Source organism: Bradyrhizobium liaoningense (assembly GCF_018130785.1).
Taxonomy (GTDB): domain Bacteria; phylum Pseudomonadota; class Alphaproteobacteria; order Rhizobiales; family Xanthobacteraceae; genus Bradyrhizobium; species Bradyrhizobium liaoningense_A.
Window position 1 is genome coordinate 704,581 of sequence record NZ_JAFCJT010000002.1, and the last position, 15,296, is coordinate 719,876.

Here is a 15,296-nt window from a genome sequence, read left to right on the forward strand (position 1 = left end):
CTCAACCACTTCGCGTTGTGGTGGTATCTTGCTGCCTGCCGCAGAATTGTCGCGCTTGCGTAACAGGGTACAGCCATGGGCCAATTCCTTCTGGTTGATTCGCGTAAGCTCGACGGGTTCGAAGGTCTTCACCAGGCTGTTCACGGCTCGCATGTCGATGTGATGCAACTCGGGCGCGGGCGGCTGCGCGGAACGCTATCCCATGTCGGCATCGACGATTTCTCGCTCAGCATCGGCACGTTCAACGTCGGCATGCGCACGCAGCGGGTCTCCAGCGACGACAAGCTGATCATCGGGATGCTGCTCGCGGCCGAGGAGCGCGTCACCCACTGGTCGTTCGACATGTGCCTCAACGACGTGCTCGTGATTCCGCCGCTGCTCGAGCATGACGGAATCTTTCACGGCGCATCCGCTTACGCCGCCATGCGCTTCGACCTCAGCGAGGTCGCATCGCTGTTCGGCGGCGAAGCGAGGCTGAGCGATCCAGACACCTGGCGCAGCCGCGGCCACTTCCGGGCGGACCGCGAGAGCGGCCCGATCGCCTCACGCCGCCTGGTCCGCATCATGTCGCATCTACGCACCTCCAAGGGTGGGCTGACGCCCTCGACCGCCGATTTCTGGAAGCGATCGATCGTCGAGTGCATGGCGGCCAACGTCATGTCGTCACTGCCGCCCGATGATACCGGCTGGCTCCCCTCGGCAAGGCGGCTGATCCGCCGGGTCGAGGCGTATCTCGACGAGGCCGGCGCGCGTCCGGTGCATGTTTCGGAAATCTGCGCCACTCTCGGGGTATCGCGCCGCACCCTCCACCGCGCTTTTCAGGAGGTGTTCGGTCTGGGTCCGGTCAGCTTCCTCAGGCACAAGCGGCTGTGCGCCGTTCATTCGATTCTGCGTGAAAGCGCGCCGGGGTCGACGACGGTGGCCGCTGCCGCCATGCAGCAGGGCTTCTATGAGCTCGGGCGGTTCTCGCAATATTATTTTGCGATGTTCGGGGAGCGCCCGTCACAGACGCTGGGAATTGGAGCTCCCCCGCGCTGGAGGCAGGAGTCCTCTGAGCGTGAATTATAGGCGCTTGGCTCGGTGGCGCTTGCGGAGGTCCGACCGATTCCCTCTCGGCCGGTCGGCGGAACGGCCAGACACCGGGCCGAACGCCCCCAAAAGCACAATCATGGAATTGCGTTGCGCAAATGCAACACACCCAAGGCGTTGAATTTATTGGATTTTGGCTCCCCGGGCTGGATTCGAACCAGCGACCATCCGATTAACAGTCGGATGCTCTACCGCTGAGCTACCGAGGAAAAGGCGAACCAGTCGTTCGCGCGCGGCTGCGTATAACAAAGCCGCCAGCGCTTGCAAAGGACGAATTCGCGATCTTGCACAAAGCGTGGAGGAAGGGCCTCGAGGCCCCTCCTCGGGTCCATGTCGGGCCGGCTTACTCGGCGACGAAGGACGTGGTCTTGGTGCCGGGGTCGTAGCGCAGGCGCAGCGCGGTCATCTTGCACAGATTGACATTCTTCCAGAGCACGGCCTCGTCATAGTTCTGCCAGTCGACGCGGATGTTCCAGACGCATCCCTCGTCGTCCTCGTCGAACTCGACATAGGTGCTCGCCTGGTTCTGCAAAACCTTCTCGAGCTCGTTCTCCCATTCGTCCAGGCCGTCGTCCGGCGCGTTGAAGCCGAGGAATTTGATGGCATAGCCGGTCTCGTTGACGACGGTGACGTTGCGCGCGTCAGCTGCGAACGACGCCGAAGCCGCGATTGCAAGACCGATCGCGATCAGTCCAGACAGAAAATACTTCATGTGAAAATCTCCGGATCGAAACAGGCTCCGGCGCCTGACGTCGATCGGCGCAGGCGCCGCGGCAACAAATGGCGTTGCCTCGATTCGTCCGGAGCGAGATCGAGACGTTCAGCGCGCCATCGATCAGCACTCCGGCTCGTTGCACGACGCGAGACGCGCAACGAGCCAGTTCATATCGATTCGATTTCTCCGCAGCAATGAATGGGCATTCATAGATCGGCGGAGTTTGTTTTCTCCGCCGCGGTCGCCGGCACCGCCGCGCCGTTGCTCTTCCCGGCCACTGCATTAACCAACGACTTCACGGGATCGTCGCCCGGCGCAAATCCGCTCTGGCGCAGGATCTCGTCGATCATCGGACGGAGCGCGTGCACCTTGAGCAGCTCGCCTGCGAGGCCTTCGCCGAAGCCGACATTGCCTCCCCCCGCACCGTTGCCGCCGAACGCGCCGCCGGTGTGCAGGATGCGGACGTCCTTGAGGTTGGCAATCGGCCTCACCATCTCGGCCAGCGCCGAGGGCATCGTCTCGATCCGCTTCTTGGCGATCTCGAAGTCGATGACGTTGGCGCCGAGCTTGTTCTGCGCTTCGTTTTTCATGGTGATGACGGCGGCCTCGGCTTCACCGATATTCCTGACGCCGACGGCCTTGATCTTGTTGGACTCGGCTTCCGCAGTGGCCAGCGTCTTGACGGCCTCGGCGCGATCGAGCGAGGCCTTCTTTTCGGCTTCGGCCGCGACGATCAACTCGGTCGACTTGCGCTCGGCCTCGGTTCGGGCGGCCAACACCTGGGTCAGGCGGGCACGGTCGGCGATCTCGACCGCGCGTGCGGTTACGACCTTTTCCTCCGCGGAGACGGCGACCGCTTCGGCGGTCTTGGCCTCGGCGACGGCTTCCGAGGTCTGCTTGCTCTTGGATGCGATCTGGATCTCGTTCTCCTGGGTGGCGATCTGGATTTCGCGCTGCGCGTCGGTCTTCCGCTTGTTGATCGCCAGATCCGACTCGATGACCGCGGTTTCCTTGACCTGCTTGGCGCCCGCCTCCTTCTCGGCAACGGCGCGGTCGGTATCGATGCGGGCATTCTCCTCGGTCAGACGCGCGGTCTGGGTTGCGGTCGCGACCTCGGCCCGGGTGCTCGCGGTCTTGTTGGCGATGTCGCGCTCCTGCGAGAGCTCTGCTTCCTTCTTGGTGCGCTCGATCCCGAGGGTCTGCTGCCGCGCTTCGAGGTCCTTCTGCGCGATCGCCACCTCGTTGTCCCGCACGATGGCGTTGCGGTCGCGCCGGCGGGTCTCGGTGACGGTCTTCAATTGGGTGAGACCTTCGGCGTCGAAGAAGTTCTCCGGGTTGAAGAACTTGACGTCGGTCTGGTCCAGCTTGGTCAGCGACACGGATTCAAGCTCGAGCCCGTTCGATTTCACGTCGGACTCGACCGTGGACTGCACATGCTTGACGAAATCGCTACGCTTCTCCTGAAGCTCCAGGATGCTCATGGTCGCCGCCACCGAGCGCAGGCCGTCGACGAATTTCGCCTCCACCTGGTTACGCAGCGCCTCGGCATCGTTGGTCAGCGCGCCCAGCGTCTGGCTTGCGAGCGCAATGCTCTCTTCATCAGGGCGGACGCGCACGTAGAATTCGGCGACAATGTCGACGCGCAGGCGGTCCTTGGTGATCAGGGATTCCCGCTCCTTGCGCTCGACGGTGAGCCGCAGCGTCTTCAGATTGACGCTGGCATAGGAGTGGAAGATCGGCAGGATCATGGCGCCGCCGTCGAGCACGACCTTCTTGCCACCGAGGCCGGTGCGTACGAAGGCCTCGTCGCGGGTCGCACGCTTGTAGAGGATGGTGAAGACGATGCCCAAAACAACGATCAGCGCGACGCCGATCATGGCCGGGACTGCGATGTCGAACATGACTTTCTCCGAAAAATGACTTGCCAGCTGCTTAGCGTGAGCTTGTTAGAGTTGGTTTGGGCGGCTTGAGTTCATCGTCGGCCTTCACCGCTACGAAGCGGGTGCCGTCGCGATCGACCAGCAGGACCATGGTTCCCTGCGGCAGGGACGATGACGATGGCGCGGCGACCGCCCAGACGAAATGGCGGTTGCCGTGGATGTCGGCGACGCTGACGCGGCCGGGCGGCCCCTGATCGAGCGGACCGATAACGACCTCGCCGACCCGGCCGACGAGATCGCCGAGGCCGACGGCATAGCTTTCATCCTTGGGGATGACCCGTGCGATAGCGCGGCTGGTGGCGCGGACCAGTGGAATTGAGACGGCGACCGCTCCGACCGACGCGAGCGTCGCCGGCAATGGACCGGCCACCATCCGCGCGATGTCCTGGATCAGGAAGCCGGTGATGGAGAAGGCGCCGAGCAGCAGCAGCAGGAAGATCAAGAGCGGCACGCCGCCGACATTGATCCAGGAGATGGCGTTGATGACGCCATTGTCGCTGGGGTGACCGAAATCGATGTTGGTGCCGAGCATCTCGCTCAGCGAGGCCCCGACCAGCATCGAGACCACCTCGATCGAGCCGACGATGAGGATCATGGCCGCCGCAATCGCGAACGGCCTGACCTCCGGCGACATCACGTGTTCGAGCAGTGCGCTCATGACACATTACTCAGGAGCGCGACTTCAACCGCGCCAGCCTCGCTGCAATCTCCTTGTCGCGATGCAACGTGCTGAGCTCGTCGATGTCGCTCGAATACGGGATGCCCGGCGGCACGCCGGTGGCGCGCGCCACCGCCCTGCCCGCGCGCAGCGCCTTCGCTGCCGCGGATCTGCCGCCCTGTTTCCGGGGCGACGTCGAGGCCTGGTGACTAGCGGCCGCTTCGCTCTTTTCGAGATCGGCGCAGCGTTGCTCGGCATCCTGGAGTGCCGACAGCACCGCACGCAGCGAGGTGACACATTGTTCGATCTTCTCGTTGTTCTCGTCGATGGCGCGAGAGAGCACCTCGAACTGCGCCTCCAGATCCATCTGCCGTGCGATGCCGGCGCGGGCGAGATCGTCGCGGCTATCAGCGATCGCGCCCTCGATCTTGGGCGTGAGGTCAGTCATCTCGCGCTCGATCTCGGTGCGGCGTGCGTTGAGGCGGTATTCCTCGGCCCTTGCCGCCGCGAGCGCATCGCGCGCCTCGCTTTCGGCGCGCTCGATCTCGCGGATGGCCTGGTCGACCACCGTCAGCTTGTTCTTTCCTTCCGCCTGCTCGATCGCGTCGTAAGCGATCCCGGCGATCAGGCGCCCGACCCGGGACAGGAAATTGTCGGGGGCGGCAGCGATGGTATCCATGGCGTTCTCCTCCTCTGGCAGACTGTTCGGCGTGACGCCGTAGTGAACTTCGAACCCGTCGTCGGTGCGGATGAGGTGTGCGGGCGCGCTCTGTCCCCAGCCCTCGGCATAGCCGGCGTAGTCGAAGGGCACGCTGAAGCGCCCCTGCACGGTCGCAATCGAAATGGTGGCCGGGCCCTTGATCTTGGCGAGCTTGTCGTCGAGCGGCAGGCGGCGACCCTGCGCGGTGCGATAATCGGCGCGGTCGCGAAGACCCAGCGTCACCAGGCGCGAGGGCAACGCGGTCTGTTTCCGGATCGGCTCATAGGCATGGGCATGGAGCAGGACGACGTTGGAACCGACGTTATGGCTCCGCGCGACCTCGTCGAGGATCTCCATCATGCGGTCATAGGCTTGGAACGTCGCCTCAAGCGCGGCCTTGGCGGCCGGGTCGGGCGCAAGCCTGTAACGCAGCGCGGACGGCGCGTTTCGGGACGACGGGCTCATGGAAAGCACTAAAGCACCATTTTGGTGCTTTAGGAAGAGGAGGTGCAATCACGTTCCACTGATCCTTCGGCACTCTATGGATTTGTCGCGGCGGCTCGGATCCGCGTTCAAGGTGGGCTATCACCTTCTAGATCATCGCCGATCAAGACTTCTTGCACGTGCGGGTTGCAATTTTCATCAAAGCCAAGACTCTCGTGTCCCGGACGCGCTGCGGCCTTCTAACGCTGCGGCGGGTGCCCCGGACTGCGCCGCGCCCCATTCGGCTACGCATCGCCCCCGCGGTCGCCGACATCGGATGGCGCGATACGTAATTTACGAATTCGGGAGAACCAAATGATATCGGGGCCAGGCTAGGATTTGCGCGCTTAGAGAATCATCTGGTGAGATCGCTCAACGGAGATATGACGCCCGAATGACGCATCTGCTTTCCGCATAGATCACCGCTCTCCACAGCCTGTCCGCAGCATATCCACAGGCCGACTATGCCGGATTCGCGAGACCGCACAGGTCACTTGCTGCGCACAAATCCACAGGGCGGCTATGTCAGCTGCCAGCCTGATCGAACACGGTGCGGCAAGCCTCGCTCAAGCTTGATCGGTTACGGCGCAGACAGGCCGTGATGGCGCGGACGTTGGGGATCTCGCCGGCGCAGAGCCGGTAGACGTCGGGGGTGCAGGCCCGGCGCTGCTCCGGCGTTCCCTGTTGCGCTTGAGCGGCGGTGGCAAACAGCGCCAGGAACAGCCCGACCGTCGAGGCGCGACGCGCCCTACTCTTCACACCCGCAAACCGCAAGAACCTCGCCTTCATGACCAGTCTCCCGTCTGCCTTGCCCGCCCGGCCTTCGCCGGCCGGTGTCGTGCAACGGGTAGGAGAAATAAATCGCGGGGGATGTGATCTCTTTCACATTGGGGCTGGATGGGTGGAACGTACGGTTTCCCGGGGCTTTTAAGAGATCGCTAACCAATCAAAACCCGATCGCCGGATCGTTAAAATGCGAACGATCGGATCAATCGGGTAACAAACCGGCTTTGCGACATTGCGCCATCCGCGTTCTGCGAGGGTGCGATGAGCGAAGCCGAATTCAACTTGCTGCTGGATGCCGTCCGGGACGCCATGGTCTATCAAGATTTCGCGCCCGTGCCGGAGGAGGAATTCGTGCCCCGCTCGTGGTCGTACGCCGCAACGCCCAAGGCTGCCAATGACAATGAGGGCGCCTGGCCCCTTCTGCCGTTCCCGGACGGCTGGTACGCGGCCGGTTAAGGCCACTTTCAACGTCAGCCGATGCGCCCGCTCCCGCGGGCGTTTTGCTATCGGGCATGCGCCGGAACGGCGTGGCGCCGATCAGGTCTTGACCCGCTCCTCGCCGTCCTGCGGCGCCCGATCGGGCGCGGCTGGCGGAAAAATGCTGTCATAGATCGCACGGGCCTCGCGAATGAGGCGAGCCCGCTCCAGCTCGGATTTCGGGACAAATCGGACGACGTCGCTCACGTGCTCTCCAGCTCCAGGGGTTCGTCACGCATCACTTCGCAGATGCGAAGTCCATGCCATCGGGCCTGAATCGCTGGTGTCCGCCAAGCCCCGGGCAAACCCGGTGTGCACGGGCCGGCAGGCCTTTGCCGCGCGCTCGGCGGAACGCGCGGTGAGCAAAATTTGTGATGAAATATCAGGAGGTTGTTATGGAGGCCACGACCAGAATTGAACTGGTGTACACGGTTTTGCAGACCGTTGCGTAACCACTCCGCCACGTGGCCCCGTAAGGGCGGAGCAATATAGGGGATCAATGGCTTAGGCAACCCCGACCGGGCGTTTACGCCTTTGCCGCGCCAGGACCGGCGAGATATTTCGCAAGAATCGCATCGGTCGGGCCGGCCGCGGTGATCCGTCCCTCCTCCAGCAGGATCGCACGGTTGCAGGTGCTCTGGATCAGGCCGATATCGTGCGAGGCCAGCACCAGAATGCCGGCGCGGGCCACGATCTCGTCGAGCCGCTGCCGCGCCTACTTGCGGAACTGCTGGTCGCCGACGCCGATCCATTCGTCGAGCAGCACGATCTCACCCTCGACGGCGGTTGCGACCGCGAAGATCAGGCGCAGCATCATGCCGCTCGAATAGGTGCGCAGCGGCAGGTCGAGCCGGTCGCCGAGATCGGTGAACTCGGCGTCTCCGCCCGCCGCGCATCGATCTCGGAGCGCCGTGCGCCGATCACGAGCCCGCGCCGCATGATGTTCTCATAACCCGTCGCTTCCTCGTCGAAGCCGGCCGACAGGTCGAACAGCGACAGGCAGCGGCCGAGCACGTCCACGCTGCCCGCGGTCGGATGATAGATACCGGCGAGCACCCGCAGGAGCGTGGTCTTGCCGGCGCCGTTGGCGCCGATGATGGCGACGCGGTCGCCGGCGCGGATGTCGAGACTGACGTCGTTGAGCGCGGAGACGATGTGCGACACCGCCGGCGTCCGGCGCAGCGTCATCGCGCTGACAAACCGGCTGCGCAGCGAGCGGTCGCGGAACGACAGCACCGGAAACGTCACGGAGACATTGCGAAGCACGATTTTGGCAGCAAGGCTCATGCGCGCCTCACAGCCAATACGCGACGCGGTGGCGGTATCTTGCGTAGCAGCGGAAGGCGATGACGGCTCTATCCGCCCGCCGTGTGCCGGGCAATCAACCGTACGGATGAGGAAGGCCGAAGTCAGGCCCGCTTGCGGCGGCGGAAGTCGCGCCGACCGCCCTTTGGGGCCGGCTTCGGCGCCAATTCCGGCATCTCCGCCTGGACTTCGCGGTACCGAGTTAACATCCGTTCAAAACTGGCGTTCAGCGTCTCCGCGATATCGGGGCGCTTCTCAAGACTGGCCAGGATCGTTGCGGCGGCCTCGATGGTCGACAGCCCGTCCTTGCGCGGCTCCTTGCGCAGGCGGCCGTAGCGGGAGGGATGCGCCGGGTTGAGGATGACGCGCTGGCATTTCAGCATCCAGGGATTGCGCCACCACAGCGCCTTGGCCTGGCTCCAGGTGCCGTCCAGCAGCACCACGCCTTCGAGCTTGCCCAGGATCGAGCGCTGGTTCTCCGCGACTTCGCCCTTGCGGTTGAGCGCCAGGATCTCGCCCTCGGCTTCGAGATCGGCCGCGCGGGCTGAGCCGAGATAGAGCACCGCCCAATGCGAGGCGTTCTCGATCGGCCGCCCAAGTGCCTTGGACAGGCTTGGCCAGGACAGGCCGACCCGCACCGTGGCATCATCGAAATGCTTCGCAAGCAGCCGCGCGGTGCCGAGCGCCCGGTCCTGCTCCTGCGGATGCTGGAGGATCAGGAGCGAGAGCCGGTTTTCAATCGGCGCGACGCTGTCGCAGATGCATAGCGGCATCGGCTTCTGGCAGTGCGGGCATTCGGGGATCGGCTCGGCCGGCGCGGCGGCGGTGGGGTTCGACATGGCCGCCGCTATACGCCCTGCACGGCGGTTCAACAACCCGCCTATTCAGCCGGCGCAGCGAGCGGACGCGGCTCGGAGCGGCGGCGCAGGCGGTCGATCAGGAGGTAGATCACCGGTGTCGTATAGAGCGTCAGGATCTGCGAGACGAACAGGCCGCCGATGATGGTGATGCCGAGCGGACGACGGAGCTCCGTGCCGGGGCCTGTCGCGATGACCAGCGGAATGCCGGCGAACAGTGCCGCCATGGTCGTCATCAGGATGGGGCGGAAGCGGGCCTGGCAGGCCTCGAAGATCGCCTCCGCCGAGGACAGGCCGCGCTGGCGCTCGGCGTCGAGCGCGAAGTCCACCATCATGATGCCGTTCTTCTTGACGATGCCGATCAACAGGATGATGCCGACGAAGGCGATCACCGTCAGCGGCGTGTTGGTCAGCTGCAAGGCGAGCAGCGCGCCGAGCCCGGCCGAGGGCAGCGTCGAGATGATCGTCAGCGGATGGGCGAGGCTCTCATAAAGCACGCCGAGCACGATATACATCGCCACCAGCGCGCCGAGGATGAGGAGCGGCTGGCGGCCGCTGGTCCTGGCGAAATCGCCTGCGTTCCCGTCAAAACTGCCGCGAATGCCTTCGGGCATGTGCAGCTCCTCGACCGCGCGCTGCACGTTCTGGGTGGCTGTCTGAAGCGGCACGTTCGGCAACAGGTTGAACGACACCGTGGTCGAGGGAAACGCCTGCGAATGATAGACCGCCAGCGCAGCGAGCCCGCGCGTCGCATGCACCACGGCCGACAGCGGCACCTGCGCGTCATTGGCACCGGCGACATAGATGCGATCGAGGTTGGATGGGTCGACCTGGAATTTCGGGTCGATCTCCAGCACGGTCATATACTGGTTGCGCTGGGTGTAGATGATCCCGATCTGCCGCTGCGAAAATGCGTTGTTGAGCGCGTTGTCGATGTCCTGGACCTTGACGCCGAGCGCCGAGGCCTTCTGGCGGTCGATCGAGAGCGTGAGCTGAAGTCCGCCGGGATCGCGGTCGCTGGAAATATCCGTGATGCCCTCGACGCTCTCCATGCGCTTGGCCACGATCGGTGCCCACTTCTGGAGCAGGCTGAGATCGGTGCTGGTCAGCGTGTACTGGTAGTCGGAATCGCTCTGCCGTCCGCCGGCGCGGACGTCCTGGGCGGCGAACATGAAAAGGCGGATGCCGGGCACCGGGTACAAGGCGCGCCGAAGACGGTCGATCACGACCTGCGTCGAGACGTGGTCGCGCTCCTCCGGCGGCTTCAGGCTTATGAACATGGTGCCGCGGTTGGAGGTCGCTCCCCCCGGCCCGCCTCCGCTGCCGACCGTCGAGCCGATGCCGGCCACGGCCGGATCCTGCATCACGATCTCGGCGAGCCGCTGCTGCAGGCCGAGCATGGACTGGAACGAAATGTCGGCCGAGGCGCGCGTCGCGCCGATGACGAAGCCGGAATCGTCGGTCGGGAAATAGCCCTTGGGGACCTTGATGTAGAGCGTCACCGTGAGTCCGATGGTGGCGAAGAACACCAGCAGCGTCAGCAGTGGATATTGCAGCACGGTACGCAAGCTGCGGGCGTAAAACGCGACCACGCGCGACAGCGAACCTTCGATCACCCGATCGAACAGCGTCGCGGTCCCCGACGTGGTCTGCCGGATGTAATGGGCGCAGATCATCGGCGTGACCGTCAGAGACACCAGCGTCGAGACCAGGATCGCGAAGGTCAGCGTCAGCGAGAACTCGCGCAAGAGCCGACCGACGATGCCATCCATGAAGATCAGCGGCGTGAAAGCCGCGATCAGCGACAGGCTGATCGAGACCACGGTGAACCCGATCTGCCGTGCGCCTACCAGGGCCGCCTGGAGCGGCCGCATGCCATGTTCGAGATTGCGGTACATGTTCTCGATCATGACGATGGCGTCGTCGACCACGAAGCCGACCGAGATCGCCAGCGCCATCAGCGACAGATTGTCGATCGAGAAGCCCGCGACCCACATCCCGGCACAGGTCCCGGCCAGCGCCAGCGGCACGGAGATGCCGGCGGCGATCGTCGGCGTCAGCCGCCGCAGGAACACGAACACCACGACCATCACGAGGACAGCGGTTGCCAGCAGCGTCCACTGCATGTCGAGCACGCTGGCGCGGATCGTGCTGGTGCGGTCGACCAGCGTGGAAATATCGACACCCGCCGGGATCCATTGTTTCAGCGCCGGGATCAGCGCCTTCACCCGGTCGACGGTGTCGATGACGTTGGCGTCGCCCTGCTTGGTGATCTGGATCAGCACCGCCGGCTGCTTGTTGAACCAGGCGATCGAGCGGGCGTTGCGGACGGAGTCCTCGATGTCGGCGACGTCGGACAGCCGGACGAAATTGCCGTTCGAGCTCTTGATGATGATGTCGCGGAACTCTTTCGCCGTCCGCATCTGCTTGTTCAGCGACAGCGTCTCGCTTTGGCGCTCGCCGTTGAAGATGCCGACCGGACCAAGCGGGTTGGCGTTGATAATCGCGGTCCTGACGTCGTCGGTGGCGATGCCGGCGTTGGACAGCGCGACGGGATTAAGCTGCACGCGCACCGCCGGCTGGTCTGCGCCGCTCACCGTCACGTCGCCGACACCAGGCACCTGCGAGATGCGCTGCGCGAGCACGGTATCGGCGACGTCGTAGATCGCGCTGGCCGACAGCGTCTTCGAGGTCAGCGCCAGCACGAAAACTGGCGCGCCGGCCGTGTTCGCCTTGCGGAATCGCGGCAGCGTCGGCAGGTCGCTCGGCAGGTCGATCAGCGCGGCGTTGATCGCCGCCTGCACGTCGCGCGCGGCCTTGTCGATGTTGCGGCCGATGTCGAACTGGAGCTGAATGCTGGTCGTGCCGAGCGACGACGTCGAGGTAATCTGGTTGATGCCCGCGATCTCGCCGAGCCGACGCTCCAATGGCGAGGCCACCGTCGCCGCCATGACGGACGGGTCGGCGCCCGGCCGGCTGGCCGACACGAAGATGGCGGGGAAGTCGACGTTCGGGACCGAGGCGACGGGAAGGAACTCGTAGGCGACGACACCCAGCAGGAACAACCCGATCGACAGCAGCGTGGTCGCGACCGGACGGCGGATGAAGGGCTCCGAGATCGATGCCATCACTGCATCCCCTCGGTGGCGCCCGCGACCGGCGGGCCGCCGGATTCAGCCGGCGGCAGCGCCTGCTCGAGGCGGCGGTTGATGCGGTCGAGCGCGAGGTAGATCACGGGCGTGGTGTAGAGCGTCAAAAGCTGGCTCAGCAGCAGGCCGCCGATGATGGAGATGCCGAGCGGAAAGCGCAGCTCGGCGCCGGTGCCGCTCTCGATTGCGAGCGGCAGCGCGCCGAACAGCGCCGCCAGCGTCGTCATCATGATCGGCCGGAAGCGCAAGAGACAGGCCTGCACGATCGCCTCGTTCGGCGACATCCCCTGCCCGCGCTCGGCCTCGAGCGCGAAGTCGATCATCATGATCGCGTTCTTCTTGACGATGCCCATCAACAGGATGATGCCGATCAGGCCGATCACCGAAAGATCCTGCCCGCACAGGATCAGCGCCAGGATCGCGCCGACGCCGGCCGAAGGCAGCGTCGACAGGATGGTGATCGGGTGGATGTAGCTCTCATAGAGCACGCCCAGCACGATGTAGATCGTGATCACGGCCGCAAGCAGCAGCCAGGGTTGGCCGGCAAGCGCCTTGGCGAATTCGGCGGCGTCGCCGGCATAGACGCCGACGATGCTGTTGGGCATCTCGATCCGGGTCTCGATCGTCTTCACCGCCTCGACGGCATCGCCGAGCGCGGCGCCCGGGGCGAGGTTGAAGCTGAGCGAGATCGACGGGAATTGCGCCTGGTGCGAGATCGCGAGCGGCGCCGTGGTGCGCTTCAGCGTCGCCACGGCGGAGAGCGGCACCTGGGCGTTGGGTGCGCCCACGATGCTGCTCGACGCGCCCGGCAGATACAGCTTCGACAGGATCGAGGGGTCGCGCTGGTACATCGGCAGCGCCTCCAGCACCACGCGGTACTGGTTAGCCTGGCCGTAGATGGTCGAGATCTGCCGCTGCGCGAACGCGTCGTTGAGCGTGTCCGTGATTCCCTGCAGGCTCACGCCGAGCTGTCCGGCTCGTGTCCGGTCCACGTCGAGCTGTGCCCGCAGGCCGCCCTCCTGCGCTTCCGAGGAGACATCGCGGAACAGCGGATCACGCCGCATCTCGGCAACGAGCTTGCGCGCCCATTCCGATACCAGCGTCGCGTCGGTCCCGGTCAGCGTGTACTGGTACTGCGAACGGCTCGACTGTGTCGAAATCTGCACGTCCTGCACCGGCTGGAAATAGACGGTCATGCCGGGGATAGCCGATACCCGTTCCTTCAGCCGGACCACCACCGCGCTGACGTCGTCGCGCCGCTCGCCGCGCGGCTTCAAGGTCATGACCAGGCGCCCGACATTGGTGGTCGGATTGACCGAGCCTGCCCCGATCACCGAGACGACGCCGACCACGTCAGGATCGGCCTTGATGGCGTCGGCAACCTCGGCCTGCCGCTTCTGCATCTCCGCGAACGAGACATCTGGCCCCGCCTCCGTCACCGCAGTGATCGAGGCGGTGTCCTGAAGCGGCAAAAAGCCCTTTGGCGCGACGACGTAAAGGACGAGGGTCGCGACCAGGGTCGCAAATGTCACGAGCAGCGTGGCGCGCTGGCGTTCCAGCACCCAGAGCAGCGTCCGGTGATAGAACTCGACGGTGCTATCGATGAAGCGGCTGATCGCGGCCAATCCCGGCACAGCCAGTTCCTCATGGGCATGCTTGAGCAGCCGCGAGCACATCATCGGCGTCAGCGTCAGCGAGACCACGGCCGAGGTCACGACCGCGATCGTCAGCGTCAGCGCGAATTCGCGGAACATGCGCCCGACGAGGCCGGACATGAACAGCAGCGGGATGAACACCGCGATCAACGACACCGTCAGCGAGATCACGGTGAAGCCGATTTCGCTGGCCCCCTTCAGCGAGGCCTCCATCGCGCTGTCGCCGTTCTCCATGTGGCGGACGATGTTCTCGATCATGACGATGGCGTCGTCGACGACGAAGCCGGTGCCGATGGTGAGCGCCATCAACGACAGATTGTCGAGGCTGAAGCCGGCGAAATACATGATGCCGAAGCTGGTGATCAGCGACAGCGGCAGCGCCACGCCCGCGATCAGCGTGGCCCGCAGCGAACGCAGGAACAGCAGCACCACCAGCGTCACCAGCACGACGCTGAGGATCAGGGTGAACTGCACGTCGCGAACCGAGGCGCGGATGGTGACGGTGCGGTCGGAGACGATGGTAAGGTTGACGCCGGCCGGAATGGCGCGCTGAACCTTCGGGATTTCCGCCCGGATCTGACTGACGACATCGATGACGTTGGCGCCGGGCTGGCGCTGGATGTCGATGATGACCGCTGGCGTGCCTTGGTACCAGCCGCCGGTGCGGTCGTTCTCGAGGCCATCCACGATCTGCGCGACGTCGGCGATCGTGACCGGCGAGCCGTTGCGGTAGGCAATGATAATAGGCTTGTAGGCGTCCGCGGCGGCGATCTGGTCGTTGGCAGCGATGATGTAGGATTGCTGCGCGCCGTCGAGTGAACCCTTTGGTCCTGAAACGTTGGCGTTGGCGATCGCAGCGCGCAGATCCTCCATGGCGATGCCATAGGCAGCTAACCGCGCGAGGTCGGCCTGGATGCGCACGGCCGGCTTCAGTCCGCCGAGTACCGAGACGCGCCCGACGCCGGAGATCTGGCTCAGCCGTTGCGCCAGCAGCGTGTCGGCGATGTCGCTCATCGCCCGCAGCGAGATCGTGTCGGAGCGCAGTGCCAGCGTCATCACCGGTGCGTCCGCCGGGTTCACCTTGGCGTAGGTCGGCGGATAAGGCAGCGTCTTGGGCAGCACGCCGGCCGCCGCGTTGATCGCGGCCTGGACGTCCTGGGTCGCGCCGTCAATGTCGCGGTTGAGATCGAACTGAAGCGAGATCTGGCTGACGCCGAACGAACTCGTCGAGTTCATCGCCGACAGCGACGGGATCTGGCCGAGCTGCCGTTCCAGCGGTGCGGTGATCAGCGAAGCGATGACGTCGGGACTTGCGCCCGGAAGCTGCGTCGTCACCTGCACGGTCGGGAAATCGACCTGCGGCAGGGCCGAGACCGGCAGGGAGAAATAGCCGAGCGCGCCGCCGATCAGCAGCGCGATGCCGAGCAGCGAGGTCGCGATCGGGCGGCGGATGAAGGGTTCGGAGACGCCCATGAGATATGC

11 protein-coding genes, 2 tRNA genes and 1 pseudogene are annotated in these 15,296 nt (G+C 64.8%); 2 read left to right on the forward strand and 12 right to left on the reverse strand.

The window, feature by feature from the left end:
* The first annotated feature begins 75 nt into the window (after positions 1–75).
* Positions 76–1,068: a helix-turn-helix domain-containing protein gene (locus JQ627_RS08955; protein ID WP_212483820.1), complete on the forward strand. Its 993-nt coding sequence runs from the start codon at positions 76–78 to the stop codon at positions 1,066–1,068.
* A 155-nt stretch (positions 1,069–1,223) separates the two neighbouring features.
* Here the strand turns inward: JQ627_RS08955 and JQ627_RS08960 are convergent.
* The 6 genes from JQ627_RS08960 to JQ627_RS08985 all read right to left on the reverse strand — a co-directional run bounded on the left by JQ627_RS08960 (position 1,224) and on the right by JQ627_RS08985 (position 6,374).
* Positions 1,224–1,298: transfer RNA gene (locus tag JQ627_RS08960), tRNA-Asn, on the reverse strand.
* A 134-nt stretch (positions 1,299–1,432) separates the two neighbouring features.
* On the reverse strand, positions 1,433–1,801 hold the full coding sequence (locus JQ627_RS08965) for a hypothetical protein (RefSeq protein ID WP_212483821.1): 369 nt from the start codon (positions 1,799–1,801) through the stop codon (positions 1,433–1,435).
* 209 nt (positions 1,802–2,010) lie between these two features.
* Positions 2,011–3,705 (reverse strand): flotillin family protein, encoded by a 1,695-nt coding sequence (locus JQ627_RS08970; RefSeq protein WP_212483822.1) that lies wholly within the window; start codon positions 3,703–3,705, stop codon positions 2,011–2,013.
* Positions 3,706–3,736: 31 nt separating this feature from the next.
* Positions 3,737–4,402 carry an OB-fold-containig protein gene (locus tag JQ627_RS08975; RefSeq protein WP_212483823.1) on the reverse strand — a complete coding sequence of 222 codons (666 nt, stop codon included), beginning with the start codon at positions 4,400–4,402 and terminating at the stop codon, positions 3,737–3,739.
* A 10-nt stretch (positions 4,403–4,412) separates the two neighbouring features.
* The gene (locus JQ627_RS08980) at positions 4,413–5,576 is read right to left on the reverse strand and encodes a PspA/IM30 family protein (RefSeq protein ID WP_212483824.1); all 1,164 of its coding nucleotides are present in this window, start codon (positions 5,574–5,576) and stop codon (positions 4,413–4,415) included.
* A gap of 534 nt (positions 5,577–6,110) precedes the next feature.
* The gene (locus JQ627_RS08985) at positions 6,111–6,374 is read right to left on the reverse strand and encodes a hypothetical protein (RefSeq protein WP_212483825.1); all 264 of its coding nucleotides are present in this window, start codon (positions 6,372–6,374) and stop codon (positions 6,111–6,113) included.
* 258 nt (positions 6,375–6,632) lie between these two features.
* Here JQ627_RS08985 and JQ627_RS08990 point away from each other — a divergent pair, with 258 nt between their 5' ends.
* Complete coding sequence (locus JQ627_RS08990) at positions 6,633–6,827, forward strand: hypothetical protein (RefSeq protein ID WP_212483826.1); 195 nt, start codon at positions 6,633–6,635, stop codon at positions 6,825–6,827.
* A gap of 81 nt (positions 6,828–6,908) precedes the next feature.
* Here the strand turns inward: JQ627_RS08990 and JQ627_RS08995 are convergent, their stop codons facing one another.
* From JQ627_RS08995 to JQ627_RS09020, 6 genes and pseudogenes are all read right to left on the reverse strand, one after another.
* Entirely contained in the window at positions 6,909–7,055 is a 147-nt protein-coding gene (locus JQ627_RS08995; protein WP_008132040.1) for a hypothetical protein, read from the reverse strand.
* 189 nt (positions 7,056–7,244) lie between these two features.
* Positions 7,245–7,318 (reverse strand) — tRNA-Cys (locus JQ627_RS09000).
* Positions 7,319–7,374: 56 nt separating this feature from the next.
* Positions 7,375–8,135, reverse strand: a pseudogene (locus JQ627_RS39770) (ABC transporter ATP-binding protein).
* Positions 8,136–8,257: 122 nt separating this feature from the next.
* The gene (locus tag JQ627_RS09010) at positions 8,258–8,992 is read right to left on the reverse strand and encodes a tRNA-uridine aminocarboxypropyltransferase (RefSeq protein WP_212483827.1); all 735 of its coding nucleotides are present in this window, start codon (positions 8,990–8,992) and stop codon (positions 8,258–8,260) included.
* Positions 8,993–9,033: 41 nt separating this feature from the next.
* Positions 9,034–12,138, reverse strand: coding sequence for an efflux RND transporter permease subunit (locus tag JQ627_RS09015; protein WP_212483828.1), 3,105 nt, complete (start codon positions 12,136–12,138; stop codon positions 9,034–9,036).
* Complete coding sequence (locus JQ627_RS09020; protein ID WP_212483829.1) at positions 12,138–15,287, reverse strand: efflux RND transporter permease subunit; 3,150 nt, start codon at positions 15,285–15,287, stop codon at positions 12,138–12,140. The genes JQ627_RS09015 and JQ627_RS09020 overlap by 1 nt, the downstream gene beginning before the upstream one ends.
* Positions 15,288–15,296: the final 9 nt, after the last annotated feature.

Bases quoted from the DNA above. Each gene is read 5' to 3' on its own strand.
- JQ627_RS08955 (WP_212483820.1), top strand. From the start codon at position 76: ATGGGCCAATTCCTTCTGGTTGATTCGCGTAAGCTCGACGGGTTCGAA.
- JQ627_RS08965 (WP_212483821.1), bottom strand. From the start codon at position 1,801: ATGAAGTATTTTCTGTCTGGACTGATCGCGATCGGTCTTGCAATCGCG.
- JQ627_RS08970 (WP_212483822.1), bottom strand. From the start codon at position 3,705: ATGTTCGACATCGCAGTCCCGGCCATGATCGGCGTCGCGCTGATCGTT.
- JQ627_RS08975 (WP_212483823.1), bottom strand. From the start codon at position 4,402: ATGAGCGCACTGCTCGAACACGTGATGTCGCCGGAGGTCAGGCCGTTC.
- JQ627_RS08985 (WP_212483825.1), bottom strand. From the start codon at position 6,374: ATGAAGGCGAGGTTCTTGCGGTTTGCGGGTGTGAAGAGTAGGGCGCGT.
- JQ627_RS08990 (WP_212483826.1), top strand. From the start codon at position 6,633: ATGAGCGAAGCCGAATTCAACTTGCTGCTGGATGCCGTCCGGGACGCC.
- JQ627_RS09010 (WP_212483827.1), bottom strand. From the start codon at position 8,992: ATGTCGAACCCCACCGCCGCCGCGCCGGCCGAGCCGATCCCCGAATGC.
- JQ627_RS09015 (WP_212483828.1), bottom strand. From the start codon at position 12,138: ATGGCATCGATCTCGGAGCCCTTCATCCGCCGTCCGGTCGCGACCACG.
- JQ627_RS09020 (WP_212483829.1), bottom strand. From the start codon at position 15,287: ATGGGCGTCTCCGAACCCTTCATCCGCCGCCCGATCGCGACCTCGCTG.